24 protein-coding genes, 1 tRNA gene and 1 pseudogene are annotated in these 26,286 nt (G+C 70.9%); 16 read left to right on the top strand and 10 right to left on the bottom strand.

Annotated features, from left to right (window positions below; all coding sequences use genetic code 11):
- Nucleotides 1–203: 203 nt before the first annotated feature.
- Entirely contained in the window at nucleotides 204–1,190 is a 987-nt protein-coding gene (locus tag AB0D29_RS22155; protein ID WP_362856466.1) for a helix-turn-helix transcriptional regulator, read from the bottom strand.
- A gap of 258 nt (nucleotides 1,191–1,448) precedes the next feature.
- On the opposite strand from AB0D29_RS22155, the gene AB0D29_RS22150 reads away from it, so the two are divergent.
- The 5 genes from AB0D29_RS22150 (at nucleotide 1,449) to AB0D29_RS22130 (ending at nucleotide 5,354) form a co-directional block, all read left to right on the top strand.
- Nucleotides 1,449–1,622: a hypothetical protein gene (locus AB0D29_RS22150; protein WP_362856464.1), complete on the top strand. Its 174-nt coding sequence runs from the start codon at nucleotides 1,449–1,451 to the stop codon at nucleotides 1,620–1,622.
- A gap of 5 nt (nucleotides 1,623–1,627) precedes the next feature.
- On the top strand, nucleotides 1,628–1,903 hold the full coding sequence (locus AB0D29_RS22145; RefSeq protein WP_362856463.1) for a hypothetical protein: 276 nt from the start codon (nucleotides 1,628–1,630) through the stop codon (nucleotides 1,901–1,903).
- A 97-nt stretch (nucleotides 1,904–2,000) separates the two neighbouring features.
- On the top strand, nucleotides 2,001–2,861 hold the full coding sequence (locus AB0D29_RS22140) for a hypothetical protein (RefSeq protein ID WP_362856461.1): 861 nt from the start codon (nucleotides 2,001–2,003) through the stop codon (nucleotides 2,859–2,861).
- A gap of 83 nt (nucleotides 2,862–2,944) precedes the next feature.
- On the top strand, nucleotides 2,945–4,162 hold the full coding sequence (locus AB0D29_RS22135) for a hypothetical protein (protein ID WP_362856459.1): 1,218 nt from the start codon (nucleotides 2,945–2,947) through the stop codon (nucleotides 4,160–4,162).
- 136 nt (nucleotides 4,163–4,298) lie between these two features.
- Nucleotides 4,299–5,354 carry a transglycosylase family protein gene (locus AB0D29_RS22130; protein ID WP_362856458.1) on the top strand — a complete coding sequence of 352 codons (1,056 nt, stop codon included), beginning with the start codon at nucleotides 4,299–4,301 and terminating at the stop codon, nucleotides 5,352–5,354.
- A gap of 169 nt (nucleotides 5,355–5,523) precedes the next feature.
- Here the strand turns inward: AB0D29_RS22130 and AB0D29_RS22125 are convergent.
- The 6 genes from AB0D29_RS22125 to AB0D29_RS22100 form a co-directional block, all read right to left on the bottom strand.
- A tRNA-Ser gene (locus AB0D29_RS22125) sits at nucleotides 5,524–5,608 on the bottom strand.
- A 150-nt stretch (nucleotides 5,609–5,758) separates the two neighbouring features.
- Nucleotides 5,759–6,706: a peptidase gene (locus tag AB0D29_RS22120; RefSeq protein ID WP_362856456.1), complete on the bottom strand. Its 948-nt coding sequence runs from the start codon at nucleotides 6,704–6,706 to the stop codon at nucleotides 5,759–5,761.
- Nucleotides 6,707–6,901: 195 nt separating this feature from the next.
- On the bottom strand, nucleotides 6,902–7,867 hold the full coding sequence (locus AB0D29_RS22115) for a putative sulfate exporter family transporter (RefSeq protein ID WP_362856455.1): 966 nt from the start codon (nucleotides 7,865–7,867) through the stop codon (nucleotides 6,902–6,904).
- 80 nt (nucleotides 7,868–7,947) lie between these two features.
- Nucleotides 7,948–8,496, bottom strand: a complete 549-nt coding sequence (locus AB0D29_RS22110) for a cysteine dioxygenase family protein (protein ID WP_362856453.1) — start codon at nucleotides 8,494–8,496, stop codon at nucleotides 7,948–7,950.
- A 79-nt stretch (nucleotides 8,497–8,575) separates the two neighbouring features.
- Nucleotides 8,576–9,481 (bottom strand): LysR family transcriptional regulator, encoded by a 906-nt coding sequence (locus AB0D29_RS22105; protein WP_362856452.1) that lies wholly within the window; start codon nucleotides 9,479–9,481, stop codon nucleotides 8,576–8,578.
- A 90-nt stretch (nucleotides 9,482–9,571) separates the two neighbouring features.
- Nucleotides 9,572–11,101 carry a trypsin-like peptidase domain-containing protein gene (locus AB0D29_RS22100; protein WP_362856451.1) on the bottom strand — a complete coding sequence of 510 codons (1,530 nt, stop codon included), beginning with the start codon at nucleotides 11,099–11,101 and terminating at the stop codon, nucleotides 9,572–9,574.
- A gap of 237 nt (nucleotides 11,102–11,338) precedes the next feature.
- On the opposite strand from AB0D29_RS22100, the gene AB0D29_RS22095 reads away from it, so the two are divergent.
- The 3 genes and pseudogenes from AB0D29_RS22095 to AB0D29_RS22085 all read left to right on the top strand — a co-directional run bounded on the left by AB0D29_RS22095 (nucleotide 11,339) and on the right by AB0D29_RS22085 (nucleotide 14,040).
- On the top strand, nucleotides 11,339–12,127 hold the full coding sequence (locus AB0D29_RS22095; protein WP_351287987.1) for a glycerophosphodiester phosphodiesterase: 789 nt from the start codon (nucleotides 11,339–11,341) through the stop codon (nucleotides 12,125–12,127).
- Between the two features lie 85 nt (nucleotides 12,128–12,212).
- A pseudogene (locus tag AB0D29_RS22090) lies at nucleotides 12,213–12,814 on the top strand (ATP-binding protein).
- 251 nt (nucleotides 12,815–13,065) lie between these two features.
- The gene (locus tag AB0D29_RS22085) at nucleotides 13,066–14,040 is read left to right on the top strand and encodes a DUF5926 family protein (protein ID WP_362856450.1); all 975 of its coding nucleotides are present in this window, start codon (nucleotides 13,066–13,068) and stop codon (nucleotides 14,038–14,040) included.
- Between the two features lie 180 nt (nucleotides 14,041–14,220).
- On the opposite strand, the gene AB0D29_RS22080 is transcribed toward AB0D29_RS22085, so the two are convergent.
- Complete coding sequence (locus tag AB0D29_RS22080) at nucleotides 14,221–14,796, bottom strand: hypothetical protein (RefSeq protein WP_362856449.1); 576 nt, start codon at nucleotides 14,794–14,796, stop codon at nucleotides 14,221–14,223.
- Between the two features lie 109 nt (nucleotides 14,797–14,905).
- The gene (locus tag AB0D29_RS22075; RefSeq protein WP_362856448.1) at nucleotides 14,906–15,694 is read right to left on the bottom strand and encodes a bifunctional DNA primase/polymerase; all 789 of its coding nucleotides are present in this window, start codon (nucleotides 15,692–15,694) and stop codon (nucleotides 14,906–14,908) included.
- Between the two features lie 407 nt (nucleotides 15,695–16,101).
- Between AB0D29_RS22075 and AB0D29_RS22070 the strand changes: the two genes are divergently transcribed.
- The gene (locus tag AB0D29_RS22070; RefSeq protein ID WP_362856447.1) at nucleotides 16,102–17,655 is read left to right on the top strand and encodes a PP2C family protein-serine/threonine phosphatase; all 1,554 of its coding nucleotides are present in this window, start codon (nucleotides 16,102–16,104) and stop codon (nucleotides 17,653–17,655) included.
- 181 nt (nucleotides 17,656–17,836) lie between these two features.
- Nucleotides 17,837–19,303 (top strand): aminopeptidase P family protein, encoded by a 1,467-nt coding sequence (locus AB0D29_RS22065; RefSeq protein WP_362856446.1) that lies wholly within the window; start codon nucleotides 17,837–17,839, stop codon nucleotides 19,301–19,303.
- Between the two features lie 61 nt (nucleotides 19,304–19,364).
- Here AB0D29_RS22065 and AB0D29_RS22060 read toward each other — a convergent pair whose 3' ends face one another.
- Nucleotides 19,365–19,808, bottom strand: coding sequence for an ATP-binding protein (locus AB0D29_RS22060; RefSeq protein WP_351287916.1), 444 nt, complete (start codon nucleotides 19,806–19,808; stop codon nucleotides 19,365–19,367).
- A 225-nt stretch (nucleotides 19,809–20,033) separates the two neighbouring features.
- Between AB0D29_RS22060 and AB0D29_RS22055 the strand changes: the two genes are divergently transcribed.
- From AB0D29_RS22055 to efeB, 6 genes are all read left to right on the top strand, one after another.
- Nucleotides 20,034–20,861, top strand: a complete 828-nt coding sequence (locus tag AB0D29_RS22055; RefSeq protein WP_362856445.1) for a hypothetical protein — start codon at nucleotides 20,034–20,036, stop codon at nucleotides 20,859–20,861.
- A gap of 110 nt (nucleotides 20,862–20,971) precedes the next feature.
- Complete coding sequence (locus AB0D29_RS22050; protein ID WP_362856444.1) at nucleotides 20,972–21,694, top strand: YcnI family protein; 723 nt, start codon at nucleotides 20,972–20,974, stop codon at nucleotides 21,692–21,694.
- Between the two features lie 66 nt (nucleotides 21,695–21,760).
- Nucleotides 21,761–22,414: an SCO family protein gene (locus AB0D29_RS22045; protein WP_362856443.1), complete on the top strand. Its 654-nt coding sequence runs from the start codon at nucleotides 21,761–21,763 to the stop codon at nucleotides 22,412–22,414.
- Complete coding sequence (locus tag AB0D29_RS22040) at nucleotides 22,411–22,890, top strand: copper chaperone PCu(A)C (protein ID WP_362856442.1); 480 nt, start codon at nucleotides 22,411–22,413, stop codon at nucleotides 22,888–22,890. Before AB0D29_RS22045 ends, AB0D29_RS22040 begins: the two co-directional genes overlap by 4 nt.
- Nucleotides 22,891–22,912: 22 nt before the next feature.
- Nucleotides 22,913–24,970 (top strand): copper resistance protein CopC, encoded by a 2,058-nt coding sequence (locus tag AB0D29_RS22035; RefSeq protein WP_362856440.1) that lies wholly within the window; start codon nucleotides 22,913–22,915, stop codon nucleotides 24,968–24,970.
- Nucleotides 24,971–24,975: 5 nt separating this feature from the next.
- Nucleotides 24,976–26,268 carry an iron uptake transporter deferrochelatase/peroxidase subunit gene (efeB, locus tag AB0D29_RS22030; RefSeq protein ID WP_362856439.1) on the top strand — a complete coding sequence of 431 codons (1,293 nt, stop codon included), beginning with the start codon at nucleotides 24,976–24,978 and terminating at the stop codon, nucleotides 26,266–26,268.
- Nucleotides 26,269–26,286 lie beyond the last annotated feature (18 nt).

Raw genomic sequence — 26,286 nt, 5'->3', positions numbered from 1 at the left:
TGTTCCGACGGGCGGATCTGCATACATTCGTCATGATGTGTTCGCAACCGGAGCGCCCCCGCCTTCCGCGCCGATGTTCCGACAAACACCACCCGGAAAGACGTATGAACGCGAAAGCAGACCCGGGTCTTCGACCCGGGTCTGCTTCGGAACAGCGGAGTACGACGGAAGACGGGGAGCCTGGCGGGGGGGCCTGGTGCGGATCAGAGCCAGCCCTGCTGGGCTGCCTTGAGGCCGGCCTCGAAGCGGCTGGTGGCGTGGAGGCGTTCCATCAGCGCGGCCATCTGGCGTCGGACGGTACGCAAGGACACCCCGAGGCGTTTTCCGGCCGCTTCGTCCGTCATGCCCGAGGCCAGCAACTTGAGGAGTTCGAGCTCACCCGCCGAAGGGGTGGAGTCGGTGGCGCGGGGGCGGTCGGCGCCGAGGGGAACGGCAGAGTCCCAGGTCTGATCGAACAGGGTCAGCAGGGACGCCACGATGCCCGGCGCGCTGGTGCACAAAGCCCCCAGGCGCGAGTTGGCCGGGTCGATCGGGACGACCGCCACGCTGCGGTCGAAGATCAGCAGACGGGGCGGCAGCAGGGGGCTGGTGCGCACCTGGCCCCCTTCCTGCGTCAGCCACCGGGCGTAGGCCAGGGTCATCGGATCATTGCGCGCGCTGTCCTGGTAGATCGAGCGCATCTCGATGCCACGGCCCAGTGCTCGTCGGTCGAGCGGGCGTGACGCCTCCAGACTGGCCTCGGACAGGGCACCGCCGGGCAGGATGGCCAGGCACTCCCGCGTCAGCCCGTGGGCGAGCCCTTCAAGCCGGCTCTGGATGGCGTCTATGCCCACCAGCCGTTCCGCGCCGTCGACCTCGGTATTGGGGCGGAGCTCGGCGAATTCGGACACGGCCTGGGCGGCGGCGGCCTTGCTGCGGGCCAACTCCCCCTGACGTCGAGCCAGCTCCTCCTCCTGGCGGCGCAGCAGCAGTTCCAGACCCAGCTCGGGACTGACCGCGCGCAGCGAACCGGGGGTGTCCCGCGAAGGCCTCAGCAGGTCGAGGTCGACGAGCCGGTCCAAGCCCTCCCGTACCTGCGCCTCGGTGAGTCCGAGGCTCGCGCACAGCTCCGCGATGCCCCCCGACGGATCAGCCAGCATCCCCCGGTACACGGCTTCCACGTCCGGTCCCAGCCCCAACGATTGCAGCATCCCAGCCCCCCAGCCGATGTCGACCGCATGAGGGCGGCCGCTTCCATGATCGTAAGCGCAGAGTGGCACCAAGGTGACAGTCCCCTTGGTGCCAGCTCAAACCCCTTCTGCGCAGGTCAGGCGCACAGCAACATAGTGATCACCGGAACGGCGGGGGCGAAAGTCCCCGACTCAGGCCAGAGCCGCAAGGACGATCCGGAGCAGCGCGCAGCAGCAGTCACCCGAACCGCCTCACACCTTCGTCCCAGGGGAGATCCGATGTCCCGCACCGCCCGCATCACCGCTGCCGCCGCCCTGTCCGCTCTGCTCTGCGCCGGCGTCGCCACGACCGCCGTCACCGATGGGAGCACCAAGATCAGCGCCTCGGGTCCGAGCAGCATCAACTGGGACACCGCCCCGAAGGCCGGCGCCAACAGCATCAACTGGGACTAGCTCTGATGCGCGTCATCCGCGCCTCGATCGCCGGGACTCCCATGGGTCCCGCCCAGGACGACGTGCTGGCCCTCGTCTCCGATCTGATCTGGGCACACACCGCCCCGTCCCACGGCCTGGAGCACCTGCGGGCCAAGGCCTCCGACGAAGGCATGGACGTCTACTTCTTCCTGCGAGCCCCATCCGAGGACGCGGCCCTGAAACAGGCGCACGCCATCCTCACCGGCGCGCACGCGCCTCTCAGCGCGCACGGCTACCACGCCGCCACGATGCACCGCTGACGCCTTCTCCGTGCAGCGCCCCCGATTCCCCCGCTCAGCGCCCCCTGCTTCCCTGCACCGAGGCCCCCTCGGCCTGCCCACTTCCAGGAGACCCGCCATGTCCCGCACCGCCGCGTCCCGTCGCGTACGTACCGCCGTGCTCGCCAGCGCGGGCGTCCTCGCCGCCGCCACCGTCTATGGGCTGGCCCAGCACGCCGACGCGTCCGACGCACCGCTGAGCCCCACGGCGGGCAGCGCGGCGAGCGTCGACGTGCCGCCTGCCGCCGAACCCGGGGCGAGCACCCCTGCGGGACAGACGCCGTCGAAGCAGCCTGCGGCCGATGCCACCCCCAGCGCTTCCGCGTCGACCGGAAAGAGTGCGGCCAAGAGCACGGACAAGGCCTCGAAGCCCGTCAAGAGCGGCGGCGGTGCGGTTGCCGTCCTGGAGGCCGAGCGGGTGGAGCCCGCCCAGCTCCCGGACAACGCCCAGCAGAAGTGGAAGGAAATCGCACCGGCCGTCACTCAGCCGCTGACGCAGGACTTCCAGCTCAACGAGTGCGTATCGGTGCCGGGCGCCACCAACTGGCGACAGCAGGGCTTCATCAGTTCGCACAAGACCCCGGCCATCCAGAACTCCCTCTCGTTCAAGGACGAGTCGGCGGCCAAGGCCGCGTACCAGAAGGTCCTCGACGGCATGAACTCCTGCGCCCAGACCAGTCAGGCGCTGCAGAAGCAGTACCGGCTGACCCCCGACGCCGCAGTCCAGCAGACGGCCGCCATCGACAACGGTCGGGCCTGGTCACGCCGATGGAACGGGGTCCAGGGTGCCTCGGCGGCAGGCGCCCAGACCAACCACATCTACGTCGTTCAGCGCGGCGCCGTGCTGACGCTCCTCACCTTCGACGAGTGGGAATCCGCCGCACCGGCGTCCTACGACCCCCGCGCGGACGCCTCTGTGCTGGCCATGCTCACCAGCTGACGTCCGCCCCCTCGACTTCGTACGACTTCGCACCATCACCACCTCCGCACCACACGCTTCCCGACACCTGCCAGGAGACACCCATGTCCCGCACCAAGCGTTCCAACGTCCTGCGCTGCACCTCCGCCCTGATCTCCGCCGGGCTCGCCGCGACCGCCCTGACGACCGTGGCGGCTGCGCCCGCCCAGGCCGCCTCCTCAAAGGGCGGAAAGATCAGCCGCAGCGAGGTGATGGCCAGAGCCCAGTACTGGGTGGACCAGGGAGTCCCGTACAACCAGTCCGGCTACCACACCGACGGTGCGGGGACCAGCTACCGCGAGGACTGCTCGGGTTACGTGTCCATGGCCTGGCACGCCACCCAGTCGTACAACACCTGGACTCTGCCCAGCATCTCGTCCGAGATCAGCAAGTCTTCGATGCTTCCGGGCGATGCCCTGAACTACACCGAGGCCCACGTCATCCTCTTCGGTGGCTGGAAGGACAAGGCGGCAGGCACCTTCACGTACTACGCCGAACAGAACAGCAGCGTCCTGACCAACAAGTACACGGCGAACATCAACAGCAGCTCGGTCGCCGGCTGGCCGACCAACCTCTACAAGGCCCTCCGCTACGACAACATCGTCGACGACACGAAGCAGTCCTTCGCGGGTGTGTACCGGCCGTCGAACCAGACGTTCTACGAGCGTGACGGTTCGGGTGGCACCCTCGGCTCGGCCATGTTCGGCAACCCGGGGTGGACCCCGCTGATCGGTGACTTCAACGGCGACGGCACGGACTCGGTCGGCGTGTACGACCCGGCGACGGGTGACTTCCACCTCTCGAACGACAACGGCACCGCGGCCATATCGGTACGGTTCGGCAACCCGAACTGGAAGCCGGTGGTCGGTGACTGGAACGGCGACGGCAAGGACACCGTCGGCGCGTACGACCCGGTCGGGCAGAAGTTCTACCTGTCGAACGACAACAGCTCCGTCGCGGCCAGCTTCGTCTACGGCAATGCGGGCGACGTTCCGCTGGCCGGCGACTGGAACGGCGACGGCAAGGACACCGTCGCGGTCTACCGCCCCGACAACGCGACCTTCTACGAAGGCGACCTCGCCGGCAACACCGTCGGCAACGCAATGTTCGGCAACCCCGGATGGACGCCGCTGATCGGCGACTGGAACGGCGACGGCGTGGACTCCATCGGCGTCTACGAACCCGCCACCCAGAAGTTCACCCTGTCCAACGACAACGGATCGGTCGCCACCAGCTTCACCTACGGCAACCCGGGCGACATCCCCATCACCGGCGCCTGGTAAGGCGCTCGGCCCGAGGTGCCAGAGGTCAACGGGTGGGCGCGACGCGCAGTCGGCGCCCACCCGGTACCCGCACCCGAGCTCACACCCCGTCGCCTTACCCCCGCCTGTCCGTACCCGTACAAGGAGCCACACCCCCATGCGCAACGCCCTGTCGAACACCACCCGCGCGGCTGGTTCACTCGCCCTCACCCTCGCCACGGCCTGCCTCGCGGCCGTCGTCGCCCAGCCGGCCCAAGCCGCCTCGGTGAGCACCTGGGACAAGGTCGCTCAGTGCGAGTCCACCGGGAACTGGGCCATCAACACGGGCAACGGTTACTACGGCGGGCTTCAGTTCAGCCTGAGCACGTGGAAGGCATTCGGCGGCAGCCAGTACGCCGCCTACCCGCACCAGGCCACCAAGCAGCAGCAGATCCTGATAGGCGAGAAGGTGCTGGCCGGCCAGGGACAGGGCGCCTGGCCGAGCTGTGGTCCGGCCGCCGGTCTTGGCGCGGACAAGGCCGACCCGTACCCGACGTCCAGCCCCCGGAAGTCCTTCGCGGGTGTGTACCGGCCGTCGAACCAGACGTTCTACGAGCGTGACGGTTCGGGTGGCACCCTCGGCTCGGCCATGTTCGGCAACCCGGGATGGACCCCGCTGATCGGCGACTTCAACGGTGACGGCACGGACTCGGTCGGCGTGTACGACCCGGCGACGGGTGACTTCCACCTCTCGAACGACAACGGCACCGCGGCCATATCCGTGCGGTTCGGCAACCCGAACTGGAAGCCGGTGGTCGGTGACTGGAACGGCGACGGCAAGGACACCGTCGGCGCGTACGACCCGGTCGGGCAGAAGTTCTACCTGTCGAACGACAACAGCTCCGTCGCGGCCAGCTTCGTCTACGGCAATGCGGGCGACGTTCCGCTGGCCGGCGACTGGAACGGCGACGGCAAGGACACCGTCGCGGTCTACCGCCCCGACAACGCCACGTTCTACGAAGGCGACCTCGCCGGCAACACCGTCGGTAACGCAATGTTCGGCAACCCGGGATGGACGCCGCTGATCGGCGACTGGAACGGCGACGGCGTGGACTCCATCGGCGTCTACGAACCCGCCACCCAGAAGTTCACCCTGTCCAACGACAACGGATCGGTCGCCACCAGCTTCACCTACGGCAACCCGGGCGACATCCCCATCACCGGCGCCTGGTAATGGTCTGCTGGTAGGGCAAAGCAATAGCCCCGGGTCTGTGACCTGGGGCTATGCCGTGATCCACTCCGGGGTGGACCCCGTGGACCAGGAGTGAGACGGGGTATGCGCAGAGGGCGAGTCCCAGAACCTGGGGCCCGCCCTCTGACCTGCTACTTCTCTGACCTGCAAGCGGTGGGTGTGGGATTTGAACCCACGGTGACTCGCGCCACGACGGTTTTCAAGACCGTTCCCTTAGGCCGCTCGGGCAACCCACCCTCGCCCCTGCCGACCAGCGGCGGAGCGGGTACAGAGTACCGGCTGGCGGGGCTGCTCGCGGCTCGGTTGATCCGCCGTTGCCACTTGCCAGGTGGGGAGCCCTGCTCGCACGCAGGTGAGCGGGGCTCTGCCGGGCTCCCCACACCGTGTCAGGACGTCTGGGCCTTGTCGTAGGCCGCCTTCGCCTCGTTGCCGAAGTAGGGGCCGTACATCCGGTTCGGCAGGAAGGTGTAGCCGAAGCTGTTCACCGAGACCTGGGTGCCCAGGCCCGTGGCCTCGTTGAAGTCCTGGAACCAGGGGCCGCCGCTGGAGCCGCCGGTCATGTTGCAGGCCAGGCTGTGGTCCCGGGTCAGCAGGAAGTCCTTCCCGCTGTTGCCGCTGCAGTAGACGAGCTTCGTGCCGTCGTACGGGGCGGCCGCGGGGAAGCCGAAGGAGTACATCTTCTTGTTGTAGCCGCCGTTGAAGAGGATGCCCTGGGCGCCGACGGCCTGGCTGAGGGTCTGCCCGTTCAGAGGGGCGACCACGGCCAGGCCGACGTCCATGTTCATGTCCTCGCTCGCCGCCCACTGGTCGGTGGCGAAGGTCTTGGTGGCCGACCACTGACCGTAGGGCGCGGAGCCGTTGTTGTAGGCGGGGACGAAGACCCAGTTCGTGTGCCAGGCGCCCTGGTACTTCACGCAGTGGCCGGCCGTGATGACCGTGCTGCCGTTGGCGCTGGTCACCGAGTCCCCGGAGCAGGAGGCGGTCCGGTCACCCATCGTGAAGAAGACGCGGCCCGAGGTCTTCACGACCGCGCCGCCGCCCGTCCACGCGCCGCCCGCCTGCGGGAAGGCCGTGGGGGACGCGGCAGCCGTCGGGGCGATCCTGGTGGGCGCCGCCGCGGTGGCGACCGCGGTGCGGCCGGTGCCCGGGGCCGCCGTCACGTCGAGCGGGGTGGCGCTCCGCATCCGCTCGGCGGTCCAGAAGCCGGAGGTGTGCTGCTGCCGGAAGGACGCGGGGGCGTCCGCCGCGACCGAGGGGGTGGCCGCCGTCAGGACGCCCGCGACCAGGGCGCCCGCGGAGAGCAGGACGGATAAGGCCGTGCGATGACGATTCACGCATGACTCCTTCTGCCGTGCCCGGTCCGGTGGAAGCCGGGCAGGGTGGGGGTGAAGAGCGGTCGGTGCGGATCGGCTGTGCATGGTGCGGCCTTGCCGGGGCAGAGTGGCACGGCCGCGCGTCAATGTCAGGGGCCAGTCAGAACGTTCGGTCGGTTCCGGCCAGGAAATGGCCAACTCCCTGCCGTTGCGCCGTCATACGGTGAGCATCACGCCCGCGTACGAGACGCCGGCCACCACCACCCACGCCCCGAGTCCCAGCGCCGCCGCCCGTCCCCCGGTCCGGGCCAGCGTCGGCAGGTGCACGGCGCTCCCCAGGCCGAACAGGGCAGCCGCCAGCAGTGCCTCCTGCGCGGTGTGCGCCCACTCCAGCGCCACGTCGGGCAGTGCGCCGGTGGCGCGCAGTGCGGCCGCGGCCAGGAAGCCGGCCACGAACAGCGGAACCGGGGCGGGGCGGCGGCCCGAGGCCGTGCGTACCCCGCGCCGCCGGGCCCGTACGGAGAAGGCCACGGCCGCCACCAGCGGGGCGAGCAGGGCCACCCGCATGAGCTTGACCAGCACCGCCTCGCCCAAGGCGTCCGGGCCCGCGGTCTGCGCGGTCGCCACCACCTGGCCGACGTCGTGGACGCCGGCGCCGACCCATCGGCCGAAGGCCGGGTCGGAGAGCCCCAACGGGCCCTGGAGGAGGGGGAGTACCGCGATGGCGAGGGTCCCGCACAGGGTGACCAGTGCCACCGATGCGGCCACGTCCTCCTCGTCGCTGCCCGACACCTCGCTCACCGCCCCGATCGCCGAGGCCCCGCAGATCGAGTACCCGGTGGCGATCAACAAAGGCTGATCGCCCGGGAGCCCGAGGCGCCGCCCGAGCCAGACGGTCCCGAAGAAGGTGGCCGCGACCACCGCCACCACCATCGCCACCGTGGCCCAGCCCAGCCGGAGCACCTGGTCCAGCCCCAGGCCGAGGCCCAGCAGGACGATGCCGATGCGCATCAGCCGCCGGCCGGCCAGGGACAGGCCGGGGCGCGCGGTTCTCCGTACGAAGGTGCGCAGACCGGGGAGGTGCGCCACCGCGATGCCCAGCACCACCGAGGCGGTCAGCATGGGTACGGCGGGCACGATGCGGTGGATGCACCATGCGGTCAGCGCCCCGCCCGCAGCCATCGCCAATCCGGGCCAGGGAGTGGATGTTTCACGTGAAACATGCCGGACCGCCGCGCCGTGCGGGCGGTGGAGGAGGGCCATCAGTCGACGGGGAGTGTGTAGACGCGGCGGATGCTGGTGCCCAGCCGGGACACGTCGGCGCCGTAGACGTGCACGGATATCGCCTTGGTGTCACAGGAGTTGCGCACCTTGTGAATGTCTCCGGGGGGAGCGAAGCCACAGACTTCCCCCTGGGCGTTGACCACGTCCTCGGTGGCCACCAGGCGGGCCGGGCCGACACCCGGCGCCAGACGGAAGCGGCGTTCGCTCTCCTCGCCCTGGTGCACCCCCGCCACGCACCACGACACGTGGTCGTGGATGCAGGTCTCCTGCCCGGGCAGCCACACCAGGGCCACCACCGAGAAGCTGCCGTCCGACTCCGCGTGCAGGATGTGCTGGCGGTACCGCTCCGGGTCGCCTTCCTGCTGCGCCGGCGCCAGGAGGTCGGGCGCGCCCAGGTGCGGGGCGAGCTTTTCACCCACCAGGTACGCGGTGAGGTCGGGAGCCAGGCCCCGTTCCACGACCGTGCGGATCTCACTGACGAGGGCGGCCATCCTCGTGGTGGTGCGGGCCGGTGTGGTGGTGGTCATATCGGCAGCGTGCTGCCGTCGTTCCATCACGTCCAACGACAGTTATGACCTGAAATCCCAAGCACCGCTTATGGGTTGATCAGCAGCCGATCCGATTCGCCGCCACCTGCTTCAGTGCGTCGAGCACCACGGCCGTCGCCGGAATCCGCAGGTGGTCCCGGTAGACGTAGGCGGCGATGTGCCGGCGGGCGGCGGGCTGGAGCGCCCGCCCGCAGACGCGGTTCAGCGAGAGGGAGGGCAGTACGAGCGCGGGCATCATCGCGACCCCCAGGCCCTGCGCGACCAGGCTCTGCACCACCAGGTTGTCGTCGGTCGCGAAGCGGATGTCGGGCACGAAGCCCAGCTCCGCGCACTCGTGCAGCAGGTTCGCCCGGCAGCGCGGACAGCCGGCGATCCAGCGTTCCTCGGCGAGGTCGGCCAGGTGCACGGCGCGGCGGCGGGCCAGCGGATGCCCGGTCGGGAGCAGCACCGTCAGCTGGTCCTCCAGCAGCCTTACCTCGGCGACCTCCTCCGGGATCTCCTCGTGCAGGCCCGGATAGGTGAAGGCCAGGGTGATGTCGCACTCCCCGCGCTCCAGCCGGCGCAGGGATTCCGGCGGCTCGCCCTCCAGCAGCTCCACCTGTACGCCCGGATGGTCCTTGGCCAGGCCGCTCAGGGCCTCCGGGACGAGAGTGACGTTGGCGCTGGGGAAGCCGCACAGCCTGACCCGGCCGGTGCGCAGGCGGGCGTACGCCCTCAGCTGGGCCTCGGCGGCGGAGAGGTTGCCGAGGATGGTCTCGGCGTGCCGGGAGAGCGACTCCCCGGCCTCGGTGAGCTGCATCTTGCGGCCCACGCGGGTGAACAGCGGGGTGCCGACGGCGCGTTCGAGCGCCTTCATCTGCTGGGTGATGGCGGGCTGGGTGTACCCCAGTACGCGGGCGGCGGCCGAGTACGACCCGGAGGCGACCACCGCGTGAAAGGTCCGTATGTGCCGAGAATCGAACACCAACGAAGCATAAGCGGACGTTGGAGGGGGCCGTAGGCAGATTCCGCCTACGGCCCCCTCTTCATCGGGCCACCGCCGTGGCCTGTGGTGCTACTTGTCGCCGACCCGCGAGCCGAGCGTGATGTCGACCGTGGTCGGCTTGCCGCTGCGCAGGTAGGTCAGCTTCACGGTGTCGCCGGGCTTGTACGTCCAGATCATGCTGATCAGGCTCGGGCCGCTGTCGACGGGCTTGCCGCCGAATTCGGTGATGATGTCGCCGGGCTTCAGACCGGCCTTGCCGGCCGGGCCGTTGGGGTCGACGAGCTCGTTGGCCGCCGCGCCCTGCTCGGAGATCTTGGCGCCCTCCGCCTTGGCCTGGAGGTCCACGGAGACCGAGATCACCGGGTAGACCGGCTTGCCCGTCTTGATCAGCGATTCGGCGACGTTCTTCGCCTGGTTGATCGGGATGGCGAAGCCGAGGCCGATGGAACCGGCCTGGCCGCCGCCGAAGCCGCCGTTGCCGGCCGACTGGATCGCGGAGTTGATGCCGATGACCGCGCCGCGGCCGTCGAGCAGCGGGCCGCCGGAGTTGCCCGGGTTGATCGAGGCGTCCGTCTGGAGCGCGCTCATGTACGAGTTCTTGCTGCCGCTGCCGTCTCCGGAGGCGACCGGGCGGTTCTTGGCGCTGACGATGCCGGTGGTGACCGTGTTGGACAGGCCGAAGGGGGCGCCGATCGCGATGGTCGAGTCGCCGACCGCGACCTTGTCGGAGTCGCCGAGCGGCAGCGGCTTGAGGCCGGCCGGCGGGTTCTTCAGCTTGAGGACCGCGACGTCGTAGCCCTGGGCGCGGCCCACCACCTCGGCGTCGTACTTCTTGCCGTCGGAGAAGGTCGCGAAGAGCTTGCCGCCGTTCGCGGCGGAGGCCACCACGTGGTTGTTGGTGAGGATGTGGCCCTGCTGGTCGTAGACGAACCCGGTGCCGGTGCCGCCCTCGCCGTCGCCGGCCGAGGCCTCGATGGTGACCACGCTGGGCAGTGCGCCCGCGGCCAGGCCGGCGATGGAGCCGGCCTCGCGCTTGAGGTCCTTGGGGGTGTTGGTCGCGCTGATCGTGGTCGAGCCGGTGCCGTTGTTGCTGCGCTCGGCGGCCCAGTAGCCCACGCTGCCGCCGATGCCGCCCGCGAGAAGGGCAGCCACGAGCACGGCCGCGATCAGGCCGCCCTTGCCCTTCGGCTTGGGCGCGGGGGAGCCGTCGGCGGTCAGGGGAACGCCCCAGGCGCCGCCGTGGCCACCGCCGCCGTACGCCGGCACGGTGGGCGGCGGGGGCGGCCAGCCCTCGGCTCCGTGCGCGGCCGGGGCGGGAGCCTGGCCGTAGGCCGGGGCCGCCGGGGTGGGCGGGATCTGCTGGGTGTGCTCCGTGCCCGGTGCGGGCGTCGGCGGCAGCTGCTGGGTCGCCGGCTCGGCGGCCGCGTACGCGGGCGCCGGGGCGGGCGCCGCGGCCTGCGGTGCGGCCTGCGGTGCGGCGTCGGCCGGCTGCGGAGCGGGCGCGGGTCCGGCCGCCTGCGTCTCGGAGGCCGGAGCAGGGGGTACGGACGGGGCCGCGGGGGGTGTGGGGGCCGCGGTGCCCTCGTTCTCGGTGCTCACAGCGCTCTCTCCTCGTCACACACGGCTTCGAAAAATCTCTGGCGATCGGTCCGACTGAACGTTCGACGTGCCGCACAAGTTCCTGGGCAAAGCCTTTCCCATGACCCGTCAGAGCACTGTAAGCCGGACCTGTGCATCTCTCCCCATTCTTTATATCCGACATTTCGGACGGATCCACAGGATGGACCTCGACGCCGGTGGCCCTCGCGGTGGCACGATGACCCGGTGACCCACGCAATGCCTCGCACCATCCAGGTCGTCGCCCACCGCGGCGCTTCGGAGGATGCCCCCGAGCACACCCTGGCCGCCTATCGCAAGGCGATCGAGGACGGCGCCGACGGCCTCGAATGCGATGTCCGGCTCACCGCCGACGGACACCTGGTCCTGGTCCACGACCGCCGGGTGAACCGCACCTCGAACGGCCGCGGCGCCGTCTCGGCCCTGGAGCTGGCCGATCTCGCCGCCCTCGACTTCGGCTCCTGGAAGGACCGCGAGGAGTCCCCCGACTGGGACGCGGACCCCGAACGGACCTCCGTCCTGACCTTGGAGCGCCTGCTGGAGCTCGTCTCCGACGCCGGCCGGCCGGTGCAGCTCGCGATCGAGACGAAGCACCCGACCCGCTGGGCCGGACAGGTGGAGGAGCGCCTCCTCTTCCTCCTCAAGCGCTTCGGACTGGACGCCCCGCCCGCCGGGGGGCCGCACCCGGTCCGCGTCATGAGCTTCTCCGCACGCTCCCTGCACCGGGTGCGGGCGACGGCCCCGACGATCCCGACCGTGTACCTGATGCAGTTCATCTCGCCCCGGATGCGGGACGGGCGACTGCCGGCGGGGGTGACGATCGCCGGTCCCGGCATGCGGATCGTGCGCAACCACCCCACCTACATCCGCAAGCTCCAGGACGCGGGCCACTCCGTGCACGTATGGACAGTGAACGAGCCGGAAGACGTTCAGCTCTGCGCTGATCTGGGTGTGGAAGCGATCATCACGAACAGACCCCGTCAAGTTCTGTCCCAACTGGGGCGCTGACGTCCCGTTTTGCACACCCGTCACCCCCGACCCGCAAGTAACAGGGTGTGCTCCGGCGCATCCGCTCCGCATTCGTTCGGCATGAATGCGTCAGAGCGGCCCGCTTCGGCGGTTTCCGGTCCAGGCCATTGGGGCATCCAGACCATGCGTGGGGCTAAGGAGGTTCCGGGGGTGGCGTTGGTGGTGGCACAAGAAGTGCCCACGTCGTCGTGCATGGACGTACGCCATGGTCCTGCGGGCGTGGGCGAGGCGAGACACCGGATGCGCGAACAACTGCGTATCAGCGGTGTGCCCGAATCGGTCGTGGACGATGCCGTACTGATCCTTTCCGAACTGCTCAGCAACGCCTGTCGACACGGCAGGCCCTTGGGCACACGGGAAGTCGGGGACGGGGAAATACGCGCCGCATGGCGCGTCGACAGAGCGGGGCGGCTGACGGTCGAGGTCACGGACGGGGGCGGTCCCACCCGCCCTGTTCCTGCCACGCCCTCGGTCACCGCGCGCGGCGGCCGGGGGCTGAACATCATCAGCGCCCTTGCCCAGGACTGGGGTGTCCGGGACGGAGCGGCGGGCGAGGTCACCGTGTGGGTGGTCGTTGCCTGTGGGCCCCGGCACGAGGATTTCGCTACGCGCGTTGCGCCCCCGGCGATCGACTTCAGCACGGCGTTCGACGACCTGGATCCCTGACCGCGGGATCCCTGACAGCACACAGCCCCGCAGCACGCGAAAAGCACGGCAAAGGCACAGCGGAAGCACAGCGAACAGAACAGCGGAAAGCTCAGCGAACAGAACAGCAGTACCGGTCATCCGTACAGGCGGCCGTCCGGGAGCGCACGCCGACCGTGCTCCCGGCCGCACCCCACCGGTTCCGGCGGTACGAACGGCTAGGCTCGCGCCCAGACACGACGCCGTACCGCCGCAACCGGGAGACACGCACGATGGCCAAGAAGCGCCCCGCAGCCAAGACTGCAAAGCCGCAGCTCAACAACGGTGAGATCCCCGTTGTGGGCGCGCGCGAGCCCTGCCCCTGCGGATCCGGGCGCCGCTACAAGGCCTGCCACGGCGCGGCCGCCGCACACGCCGTCACCGAGCACGTGCGCCGCCCGTTCGGGGGTCTGCCGGGCGAGTGCGACTGGGTCGCGCTGCGCGAGCTGGTGCCCGCCGCCACCGTCCCGCTGACCCTCAAGGGCGGTCTGCCCGAGGGCGTCCCCTCCGTCACCCTGGTGACCGTACTGCCCATGGCCTGGCCGGCACTGCGCCGCGAGGACGGGTCCGTCCTCCTCGGCCTGCAGAACGAGTCGTCCAGCGGGGACCTCGGCCGCGACCTGGCCGACACCCTGGAGCGCGCGCTCGTAGCGGAGCCCGGTACTCCGGTCGCTGCCCGCCGGGTTCCCGCCGAGGGTCCCCGACTTCAGGATCTCCTGGACGCGGACGGCGGTTTCGAGCCGGTTGTGCACAGCGGCTTCGAATTCTGGATTCCGGAATCCGAGAGCGCTCAGAACGCCTCCCCGGAGATCGCCGCCTCGCTGGAGCGCGCCAACGCGGCCGCCATTCCCACCGTCAAGCTGACCGGCGTGGACGCGGCCTACTGGTGCGAGACGCCGGACAAGAACCACCTGCGTTGGGTCATGCCGCACCCCGAGGAGAAGCTGCTCGACGCCCTCGCACGCCTGCACGCGGCCGGCACGTCCTCGCTCGGCGAGGGCACGAAGCTCGTCGGCTCCTTCCGTGCGCACGGCCTCATGGTCCCCGTCTGGGACCTGCCCACCGGGGTCACGGCCGACGACGTCGAGAAGCCCGCGGCGGAGCTCGCGGAGCGGCTGGCCGGGGCTCTGGCCACGGACGCCCCGCTGACCACGGAGGAGCGCCGGGCACGCGGCGGACTCACCAACCGCCAGGTGACCCTCAGCTGACCGCGCGCACGCGTGGAGCCGGTGACCGGAGTCACAACTCCCGCTAATCGTCTGCAAATCGGTGTCTGAATATCAGAGATCGAATTTGCGAACAGGCGATCTCTTGTTACCGTTCTTGTAGCCCGGTCGCTGGTGCATCCCCCGTCGCCAGCGACCGGGCCCTTCCATTTCCGGCGGTACTCAACCGTCACCCGGTACGGATGAGTTGCTCCCGGACCGCAGCAGCAGCTCCCCTTCATCATCCGGAACTGCAAACTCCGCTACGGCCGAGTAACTGTCCGGATCTCCGGCCGAGTCCTCCTTGGGCGTCTCGCACAGGCCCGGCTCGTCGCCCGCGCCGACCGCGCACCGGATCTGCACCGTGCGCCCGGCCGGACCCATCATCGTCAGCACGGCATCCAGCGCGCGCCCACTCGTGTTCCTGTAGTAACTCCGGCCCCACGTACGGCCCTCACCGATCAGCACGCAGGTCTGCGCCTCCACGCCGTGCGGCGAGGACACTTCGGGACCGCAGCGGGAATCGGTACGGGGCTGCTCGGCCGGCCCCGGCTTCCCGGGCTCCACCACCCCTCCCGCGGGCCGTTCGGGGGCCGTGGGGGAGGTGCGGGAAGAGTCCGAAAGCCCGAGCGCCGAGAACAGGCCGCCGCCCTTTCCGTCATCCTGACCGGCGAAATCCGGCCCGGCGATCGCTCCGGCGAGCGGGAGCGACAAGATGATCAGCACACCGGCGCCGATACCGATCAGGCGGAGATTCATTCGCCGAAGATAGCGACGCGGGAATGGGGCACGGAGATCCCCGCGCCCAATTCCCCGCGAAACTCGTCCCGCTGGCACCCGTACGAGTGATCCGACGACGCCCTGCGGGTCAGTACGCGAGCCTGCTGCCGCCGCCCGGTGCGCCGCTGCTCGCCTCGACCAGCGCGTCCACGACCGCCTCGACGTCGGGCAGCCAGAGCTTCACCGCGCCCTGCGGCTGCTCCTCCACCGGTGAGTGCTGCCGCGCCCACCGTTGTTGCCTCCGCTGCCGGGACTGGGGCTGGGGCTGGGGCCAGGACTGCGGCTCCCGTTCCCAGCGCACCTGGCCACCACTGGACGCGGCGGACGGCGGCAGCAACAGGTAGCCGCCCTCGCCGTGGAAGCGCAGCGAGGAGGGCACGTGGTCCTTCGCGTAGAGGAGTTCGCCGAGCCGCTCCAGCGAATACGGCGCCACCAGGAGCGACCAGCGGGTGGGGGTGGCCACGACCGGACCGAGCCGCATGCCCTGCGCGTCCAGTCGTACGAGGGCCCGTGCGGCCGCGCCGGCCGGCAGGCTCACCGCGCACGGTGCGGTCCCGCCGGTGGCCATCAGAACGGGGGCCGTGGGCCGGTTGGTCCACCACCAGGCCACCATCCGGGGGTCGGTGGTGGCGGCGAGCAGTCCGGGGTCGAAGGGGTGGGCGCCGGGGACGACGCAGTCGGGATCGGGGCAGGCGCACCGCGAGCCGTCGGTGGCCGACCGGCCGACACCGGGCAGGACGGGCCACTGCCACGTGGTGGTGCAGACGAGCGCCGCATCGAGGAGAGCGGACGCGGTGCCGCCCTGTCCCGTATCGGGGCGCAGGGATTGAAAGCGATCGCGGAGCCGCTGGAGACGCCTTCCGAGGATCTCGCGCATGAGCGCTCGTTCCTTTCCGTTGAACGTCGAGGGCCACATCACACCATGTAACCGGTGTCTCACCACACGTACAGGTTTCGCGTCACTGTCCGCCAGAAGCAGGTTCACACGGTTCGTGCAGTTTTCTTACGGGTCCATCAAACGTCCGGCGGGGGCGGAGCGCGACCCGCGCCGGCGGCCGAGACCGGCTGCCGCCGCTAAGGACGACGACCCGTGCCGGGTGGTTCCCATCGGTTCCCGACGGCACCAACTCGCCCCGGGCGCCACCGAATACGTACCCGAGCCCCCTGTGGCGCCCGCCCAGTCGACCTCAAAAACCGACCGCTTCCAGCTTTTTCCGGCCAAGTTCTAGCCTTGGCTCGACCGTGAGTTGCCGTACCACGGACACCAGGATTCCCACCTGGGCAATGCTGGACATGCATCCACGTCTGCGTGTAGATGTGGATTCCTTGATGGCGGCGCAGCACGATCTGGGGGTTTGCGATGCTATATGGCGAATCGCACCAGGTGGAAAGGCGGACGCCATGAGCGCCCCGCATCTGCCGAAAGTGGCTGGAATCGATCCAGCAGTTACCGCGTCACCGCACACTGCGGCAATCGCGTCCGCCCGCACCACCCCCGCACCGGCCCCGCCGCCCGGCCCGGGCAGCGTCATCCAGGACCGGCTGGCGGGCATGGTCTCGGATCTCACCACCTTGCACGAGCTCACCGAGCGGCTGGCCCGCACCTGTGACCTCGACGCCTCCCTCCACGAGTTCCTGCGCGCGGGAGCCGCACTCGTCGGCGCCCGCCGCGGACTGATCGTCCTGGAGCCCTCGGACGGGCTCGGCCCCACCAGCACGATCGGCCTCGGTCTCGGCCACGCCGAACTCGGCCACATCGAGACAGTGCCGCGCAGCGCGACCTCGTACGGCCGGATCCTCGACGGACTCCCCGACGCCCACGGCGGCTCCGAGGTCCTCCCCGAACCGGGCGAGCCCCCCGGGACCGGGGGCTTCGCCGCCCCCGTCGACCCCCGTCACCGCGAGGTCGCGGCCCGTCTCGGCTACGCCGCCAGCTACGCGCTCCCGCTCACCGCCGAAGCCACCGGCCGGCTCGGCGCCGCCGTCTGGCTCTACGACGAACAGGCCGAGCCGAGCGACCGCCAGCGCGACCTCGCCGGGCTGTACGTCCGGCACGCCGCCGAGCACCTGGCCCGGATGCTGGAGGTGGAGCGCTCGCGCTCGCGCCTGGCTACCGTCGCCGAGGAGCTGCTGCCCAGCCGGCTCCCCCGGATCCCCGGGGTGCAGCTCGCGGCCCGCCACCACACGGGTCCGCGCGGCGGGGGCGACTGGTACGACGCCCTGCCGCTGCCCGAGGGCGCGCTCGGGCTGGCCGTCGGCTCCGTGACCGGATCGGGGCCGAGCGCCGTCGCCGCCATGGGGAGGCTGCGCGCATCGCTGCGCGCCTACGCCGTCATGGAGGGCGAGGACCCGGTGGCGGTCCTGTCCGACCTGGAGCTGCTGATGCGCCTCACGGAGCCGGCGCGCTCGGCCACCGCGCTCTTCGCCTACTGCGAACCGGCCGGGGGCCCGCACTCCGACGGCCAGGGCCACAAGATCATCCTGGCCGGTGCCGGGCACACCCCGCCGCTCCTCATCGGCGAGCACCGCACCGAGTACGTGGAGACCTCGCTCTCCGCTCCGCTGGGCATGCTCTCCTGCTGGGAGGCGCCGAGCGTGGAGATCGAACCCGCACCCGGAGAAACGGTGCTGCTCTACACCGACGGGCTGCTGCACCACACCGGAGACCCGATGGACCGGGCCTACGCGCGGCTGCACGCGGCGGCCGCGGGCGTGCCCCGCAGCGCCCGGGAGGACCCCGCGGCCCTGTGCGAGCACATCCTGCGGACCGTGCTGCCCGACGGGGAGCCGGCCGACGCCCCCGAGGACATCGTGCTGCTCGCCGCCCGTTTCGAGTGAGGCGTTGCGAGTGAGGCGTTACGAGTGGGCCGCTCCGGGTGGGCCGCTGCGCGTGCGGCCGGCTCGCGGTCCACGGTCCGTATCGTGACGGACGGCACGATACGGACCGGCTCTCTCCGTACACGCATACGATGGATGCGGTCCACACCCAGGTCCGTACCGTCGTAGCTGAGGAGAAGACGTGGCTGACGAGCTCACCCCGGAGACCCCGGAAGAAGAGCAGCCCAAGAAGACGCACAAGCAGCGCAAGAACGGTCTGTACCCGGGCGTCAGCGACGAACTCGCAGAGAGCATGCGCACCGGCTGGGCCGACACCGAGCTGCACGGACTGGAGCCCATCGCCCAGGCCGGGCACACCGCCGACCGCCGCGCCGCGCTGTCCGCGCGCTTCCCCGGTGAGCGCCTCGTCGTCCCCGCCGGCCGGCTGAAGACCCGCTCGAACGACACCGAGTACCCCTTCCGCGCCTCGACCGAGTACGCGTACCTCACCGGTGACCAGACCGAGAACGGCGTCCTGGTCCTGGAGCCCACCGGGGCGGCCGGGCACACCGCCACCATCTACCTGCTGCCGCGCTCCGACAGGGAGAACGGTGAGTTCTGGCTGTCCGGCCAGGGCGAGCTGTGGGTCGGCCGCCGCCACTCCCTCACCGAGGCCGAGCAGCTCCTGGGCATTCCCGCCAGTGACGTGCGCGAGCTCGCCCAGGCCCTCACCGAGGCCGAGGGCCCGGTCCGGTGCGTCCGCGGCCACGACTCCGTGATCGAGTCCGCCCTCACCGACAAGGTGACCAAGGAGCGCGACGAGGAGCTGCGCGTCTACCTCTCCGAGGCCCGCGCCGTGAAGGACGCCTTCGAGATCGGCGAGCTGCAGAAAGCCGTCGACTCCACCGTCCGCGGCTTCGAGGACGTCGTGAAGGTCCTGGACAAGGCCGAGGCCACCTCCGAGCGCTACATCGAGGGCACCTTCTTCCTGCGCGCCCGCGTCGAGGGCAACGACGTCGGCTACGGCTCCATCTGCGCCGCCGGCCCGCACGCCTGCACCCTGCACTGGGTCCGCAACGACGGCGACGTCCGCTCCGGCGACCTGCTGCTGCTCGACGCCGGTGTGGAGACGCACTCCCTCTACACCGCCGACGTCACGCGCACGCTGCCGATCAACGGCACGTACACCGACATCCAGCGCAAGATCTACGACGCGGTCTACGCGTCCCAGGAAGCCGGCATCGCCGCGGTGAAGCCGGGCGCGAAGTTCCGCGACTTCCACGACGCCTCCCAGCACGTGCTGGCCGAGAAGCTCGTCGAGTGGGGTCTGCTGGAGGGCCCGGTCGAGCGCGTCCTGGAGCTGGGCCTGCAGCGCCGCTGGACCCTGCACGGCACCGGCCACATGCTCGGCATGGACGTCCACGACTGCGCCGCCGCGCGCACCGAGGCGTACGTCGACGGCACGCTGGAGCCGGGCATGTGCCTCACCGTCGAGCCGGGTCTCTACTTCCAGGCCGACGACCTGACCGTGCCGCAGGAGTACCGCGGCATCGGCGTCCGCATCGAGGACGACATCCTCGTCACGGAGGACGGCAACCGGAACCTGTCGGCCGGGCTGCCCCGCACCTCCACCGAGGTCGAGGCCTGGATGGCGCGCCTCAAGGGCTGACGCCTGCGCCGGTGCTCTTCGATGGGCGGGACCCCGTACGGGGTCCCGCCCATCGCCGTCTCTACGAGACCTTCAGCAGCGCGTCGTCGCGCCACTTCAGCATCTTGTCGAAGCTCACCACCGCGCCGCGGCCCGGCCGGTTGCGAAAACGGACGTGGTCCGCGAGTTCGGCGATCAGGTCGAGGCCCCGGCCGTGTTCGGCCAGGGAGGGTCTGCGGCGGGGCTCCGTGGCGGGCGGGAACCCCGGACCGGAATCGGTCACCTCGATGCGGCAGCGGTCCCCGTCCAGGTAGGCCGTGACGTGGTACGCCGCGGTCTCTTCCGGAAGGTCACCGCCCCCGCCGTGCTCCACGGCGTTCGCACACGCCTCGCTCAGTGCCACCGAGAGGTCGAAGGAGATGTCCGGGTCCACCCCCGCGGTCTCCATAGTCCCCAGCAGCAATCGCCTGGCGAGCGGCACGCTCGCGGCTTCGCGCCTCAAGTGGAGAGACCACCAGATGCTCATACGGATACCTATTGCCGCCCGCAGGGGGCCGTAAGCGCCCTGCGGCCGTCCGGGACCGCATTGCCCTCGTTCGGCCGATGCGGCTCTCCCGGGGAGCGGTGTATGCGTCCCGCCGGCGCGCACCCACCCGGGGCCGGAGCCGGACGGTCTACGCAGAGGGGACCATGTGGACCTTCCGGACCTGCCGTATGGACGCCCTAAGCGCAGTGCGATGATGGCCCGGCCATGTCTGACCCCCACGCGACGCACGCCGGAGCCGGCCTCCGGCTCATCCGGGCCGCGGTGTTCACCGCGGTCTGCGTCGTGCTGTCCGCGGCCGGGCACGCGCTGGCGTCCTGCGCCACCGTGCCCTGGTGGTCCCTGTGCATCGGCTTCCTCGCCGTCTTCGCGGTCTCGGCCGCGCTCGCCGGCCGCCGGCGCACACTGCCCGGCATCGCCGCCGCGCTCGCCACCGGACAACTGGCCCTGCACACGCTGTTCGGCCTCGGCCAGCACAGCACCGTCGCCGCGCAGGCACCGGCCGGCGCCTCCGACAGCTCGCTCGCGGCGCTCGCCGCCCGGCTGGTCTGCGGGGGCAACTCCGTACCGCTCAGCCAGGCAGACGCCCGGCAGATCCTGGAGGCCGCGGGCCTGGACCCGGCCGCCCTGGCCCAGCAGGCCGGGCAGGTCGCCGCGCAGGGACACGGCGCCCACGCGCACGTGGCCCAGGCCGCCACCACCGGCCCGGCGACGGGCCTGTTCAGCCCCGCCATGCTGCTCGGCCACCTGCTGGCCGCACTCGCCGCCGGCTGGCTGCTCGGCCGCGGCGACGCCGCCCTCTTCCGCCTCGTGGAACTGTCCCGGCTCTCCGCCGAAGCCGCCGCCCCGGTACGCCCGCTGCGCGCCGCCCTGGCCTTCGTACGGGCCCTCGGCGCCGGTCTTCCGGGCACGCCCGGCCGACTCCCGCGGGCCCTGCGCACCGGGTCCGACCCGGCCGCCCACACCGGCCGGGAAGCACTCCAGCACACGGTGATCAGGCGCGGGCCGCCCACGGCCCTCGCCCTCGCAGCCTGACGCGGCACCCTCCTCCCCGGGACACACGGTGGGAGCACCGGTGCCGCGAACTCCGCGCGCGCCCGTGCGCGGAGCCACCGTCACCACTGCTTCCGTGGAGTGTTTCTGCCATGAAGACCTCTCGCATCTCCTTCGCCGCCGCCCTCGCTGCCGGCTCCGTCCTCGTCCTGTCCGGTACCGCCTTCGCGCACGTCGGCGTGCAGCCCGTCGGAGAGGCCGCCAAGGGTGGCTACGCGACGCTCAACTTCAAGGTCCCGAACGAGCGCGACAACGCGTCGACCACTCAGCTCGAGGTCAACTTCCCGGTCGACCAGCCGCTCACGTCGGTCATGCCGCAGGACATCCCCGGCTGGACGTCCAACGTCGAGAAGACCAAGCTCGACAAGCCGCTGACCGTGCACGGCAAGCAGGTCAACGAGGTCGTCACCAAGGTGACCTGGTCCGGCGGCAAGATCGAGCCCGGCAAGTTCCAGCAGTTCCCGGTCTCCGTCGGCAAGCTGCCCGAGAGCGCCGACCAGATGGTCTTCAAGTCCATCCAGACCTATGACAACGGCGAGGTCGTCCGCTGGATCGAGGAGGCCAAGGAAGGTGCCGCGGAGCCGCAGAACCCGGCTCCCGTCCTGAAGCTGACCGCCGCGAAGGGCGACGACCACCACAGCGACGCCAAGGCCGACGAGGCGAAGAACGCGGAGAAGGACGCCGGGCACGGCCACGACGAGGCCGCCGCCGAGCACGGCTCCGACACCACCGCGCGCGTCCTCGGCGTCGCCGGCATCGTCATCGGGCTCGGCGGGGTCGCCTTCGGCGTCGCCTCGCGTCGCCGCTCCGCCTGACCTCCGGCGCCCGTGCGCGCCACCGCTCCGCATCCGAACCATCCCCGATCCCAGGGACTCCTCTCCATGCGCACCACACGTGTGACGGCCGCCGCTCTCCTCGCAGCGGCCGCGCTCACCCTCACCGCCTGCGGCGGTGAGCCCGCCAAGCCCGGCTCGGTCACCCAGATCGCCGGCGGTCAGAACAACGCCAAGGCCGCGACCGTCCTGGACCGCCCCTTCAACAAGCCGGAGCTCGTCCTCACGGACACCACCGGCAAGCCGTGGAACCTGCGGGAGCAGACCAAGGGCAAGCCGACGCTGATCTACTTCGGCTACACCCACTGCCCCGACGTGTGCCCCCTGACGATGAGCAACATCGCCGTGGCCAAGAAGGCACTCCCCCAGGCCGACCAGGACAACCTCCAGGTCGTCTTCGTCACCACCGACCCCGAACGGGACACTCCCGAGTCCGTCGGCTCGTGGCTCAAGATGCAGGACCCGTCCTTCATCGGACTCACCGGGGACTTCGCCGCCATCCAGGCCGCGGCGCGCACGCTCGGCATCGGTATCGAGGCCGCCACGAAGGACGCCAACGGCAACGTCGTCTCCATGCACGGCGCCCAGGTCATCGCGTTCTCGCCCAAGACCGACGAGGGCTACGTCCTCTACGGCGAGGGCACCACCGTCGACGACTACACCAAGGACCTGCCGAAGCTCATCAAGGGAGAGACCCCGTGAACGCCCGCACCACCCGCACCCTCGCCGCCGCCCTCTCCCTGACGGCGGCCCTCGCCCTGTCCGGCTGCTCCGGCGACAGCGAGCCGAAGGTGGCGGTCAGCGGCGCGTTCATGCCCCAGCCCGTGAACGACAAGATGGCCGGCGCCTTCATGGTCATCAAGAACAACACCGAGACCGCCGACAAGCTCACCGGCGTCACCTCCCCGCTCTCCGACGATCTGCAGATCCACGAGACCAAGGACCAGAAGATGCAGCAGGTCCAGGCGATGGACGTGCCGGCGAACGGCGAGCTCCGGCTGGAGCGCGGCGGCAGCCACATCATGTTCATGGGGCTCAAGAACACGCCGAACGTCGGGGACAAGGTCACCGTCGAGCTCCGCTTCGAGAAGGCCGGCCCCGTCAAGGTCGAGCTGGACGTGAAGGAACGGACGTACGACGCGCAGACTCCGAAATCCACGGCTGGCAAAGCCCACTGACGGACCGAGGAACTGACACGCCATGACGGCCACCGCCCCCGCCCCCTCCGCGGCCCGCACCCGTGCCACGGCACTGCTGCCACGGCTCGCGCTGGTCCTCGCAGCCCTGCTGGCAACCCTGTTCACCGCGGCCTCACCGGCCACGGCGCACGCCGCACTCACCGCGAGCGACCCCAAGGACGGGGCGGTGGTCGCCACGGCACCCGCCCAGGTCACGCTCTCCTTCTCGGAGCAGGTCGCACTGGGCGACGACTCCATCCGCGTCCTCGACCCCCAGGGCCGGCGGGTGGACACCGGTGAGCTGCGCGACATGTGCAGCGGGAACACCGTCCGCTACGGCACCGCCCTGCACACCGGCCTGCCCGACGGCACCTACACCGTCGCCTGGCAGGCCGTCTCGGCCGACAGCCATCCGATCTCCGGCGCCTTCACCTTCTCCATCGGCGCGCCTTCGGCCACCGATGTCACCCTGCCCACCGCGCAGGCGGGCGGCGGCCCCGTCGGCATCGCGTACGGGATCGCCCGGTACGCCGCCTACGCCGGCTTCACCGTCCTCGTGGGCGGCGCCGCCTTCATCCTGCTGTGCTGGCGCCGGGGCGCCGCCGAACGGCCGCTCCAGAAGCTCGTCGTGCGCGCCTGGGTCACCCTGACCACGGCCACCCTCGTGATGCTGGTGCTCCGCACGCCGTACACGGGCTCCGGGAAGTTCGCCGACGCATTCGACCTCGACGGGCTCCGGGCCGTCCTGGAGACCAAGACCGGCGCCTCGCTCGTCTCCCGGCTCCTCCTACTGGGCGCCGCCGCCCTGTTCGTCGCGGTCCTCTTCGGCGTCTACGCACGCCGGGTGCAGGGTGCCGGCCCCGAGGAGGAGGCGCTCTCGTCTGAGGGGCACGCGTCGGAGGGGCACGAAGAAGAGGCGCACAAGGAGGCGGACGCGGAGGCCAGGGCCACCAACGACCTCACCTTCGGCCTGGCCATCGGCGGCGCCGTCGTCGCCGGCGGCATCGCCGCCACCTGGGCCCTCTCTGAGCACGCCTCCACCGGGATCCAGCCCGGTATCGCCATGCCGGCCGACATCCTGCACCTGCTGGCCGTTGCCACCTGGCTGGGTGGTCTCGCCGCGTTGCTCGTCGCGCTCCACAAGGTCCCGGGCATGGAGCGCGCGGCCGTCCGGCGTTTCTCCACGGTCGCCTTCGTCAGCGTCCTGGTCCTCGCCGTCACCGGCGTCTACCAGTCCTGGCGCCAGCTCGGCAGCTGGTCCGCCCTCACCGGCACCGACTACGGACAGCTGTTGCTCGTGAAGGTCGGACTGGTCGCCGTCCTCCTCGGCATCGCCTATCTGTCCCGGAAGTGGACCGCACGGCTCGCCGATGCCCCCGAGGCGACCGAGGCCGCCCCTGCGGAGGTGGCCAAGCCGGACGATGTTTCACGTGAAACAGGCTCCGACGACGTGGACGGCTCCGATGTTTCACGTGAAACAGAGCCCGTCACGGTCCCGGCGGACCCGGAGCGCGCCGCCCAGCTCGCCCGGCAGCGCGCCGCCCGTGAGAGCGCGCGAGAGAAGCAGGTCCGTGACGCGGATCCCAACCGTGCCGGCCTGCGCCGCTCCGTCCTCGCCGAAGCGGGCATCGCCGTGATCCTGCTCGCCGTCACCACGGTGCTCACCAGCACCGAGCCCGGGCGCACCGTGGAGCAGGAGGCCGGCCGCGGCAGTGCCGGCGCCACCGCCGTCCCCGACCGTGCCATCAAGATCACCCTGCCATTCGACACCGGCGGCCAGAACGGCAAGGGGTCGGTCCGACTCGAGCTCGACCCGGGCCGGGTCGGCGCCAACACCCTGCACCTCTGGGCGGACTCCAGCGACGGCAAGCCCTTCGACCTCCCCGAGATCAAGGTCGCCTTCACCCTCCCGGCCAAGGACATCGGTCCCCTGCCGCTCGTCCCCGAACAGGCCGCCCCCGGGCACTGGACCGCGTCCGGTGTACAGCTGCCGCTCGCCGGCGAATGGCGCATCGACGTGACCGTCCGTACCTCCGACATCGACCAGACCACCGTGCAGAAGACAGTGAAGATCGGCTGAGCAGCGTGACCGAGAGCAACCCCGACATCGAGATCTCCCGGCGCCGGCTGCTGGGCACCGTCGGCGCCGCGGGCGCCGCCGGACTCGCGCTCGGCGCCGCCGGCGGTGCCCTCGCGCACTCCGCGCTCGCCGACTCCGGGAGCGGCTCCGCCCCGGGCACCCCTGCCCCGAGCACCGCCGGAAGCCTGTCCTCCGTCGGCGCCACCAAGGTGGCCTTCCAGGGAGACCACCAGGCCGGCATCATCACGCCCCTGCAGGCCAAGGGGCACCTCATCGCCTTCGACCTCACCGCCGGGGCGGGCCGGACCGAGGCCTCCGCACTGCTGCGGCGCTGGTCGGACACCGCACGGCGGCTCATGGCGGGCGAGCCCGCCGCGACCTCCGACAGCGGTATCGCCCTGGATGCCGGCCCGTCCTCCCTCACCGTCACCTTCGGCTTCGGCCACTCCTTCTTCGAGCGCACCGGCCTCGCCGCCCGCCGCCCCGCCGCCCTCGATCCGCTGCCGGATTTCTCCTCCGACCGGCTCGACGCCCAGCGCAGCAACGGCGACCTGTGGGTCCAGATCGGCGCGAACGACGGACTCGTCGCCTTCCACGCCCTGCGCGCCCTGCAGAAGGACGCGGGGGACGCCGCACGCGTGCGCTGGCAGATGAACGGCTTCAACCGGTCCCCCGGAGCCACCGGCACCCCGATGACCGCCCGGAACCTCATGGGTCAGATCGACGGCACCGGCAACCCGAAGCCCTCGCAGCCCGACTTCGACAAGCGGATCTTCGTCCCCGCGGCGGGCCCGGGACCGGCTGAGCACGCCTGGATGGCCGGGGGCTCGTACGCCGTCGTACGGCGCATCCGCATGCTGCTCGACGACTGGGACAAGCAGTCGCTCGCCCAGCAGGAGCAGGTCATAGGCCGTACCAAGGCCACCGGCGCGCCGCTGACCGGCGGCACGGAGACCACCGAGATGGCGCTCGACAAGATCGGCTCGGACGGCAAGCCGGTGATCCCGTCCAACGCGCACGCCCGGATCTCCGCCCCCGCGCAGAACGGCGGGGCGGCCATGCTGCGGCGTCCCTTCTCCTTCCACGACGGGATCGGCCCCGACGGCGCCCCGGACGCCGGACTGCTCTTCGTCTGCTGGCAGGCCGATCCGCTGCGCGGGTTCGTGCCCGTCCAGCGCAAGCTGGACCGCGGGGACGCCCTGTCGGAGTTCATCCGGCACGAGTCCAGCGGTCTGTACGCGGTTCCGCCCGGCCCCCGCAGCGGCGAATACGTGGGGCAGCGCCTGCTCGAAGGATGAACAGGACCCCGGTGGGCG

The organism is Streptomyces sp. NPDC048424, assembly GCF_040651555.1.
Classification (GTDB): Bacteria; Actinomycetota; Actinomycetes; order Streptomycetales; family Streptomycetaceae; genus Streptomyces.
Note: the sequence above shows the minus strand (reverse complement) of the source record. Positions and strands in the feature narration are given on the sequence as shown.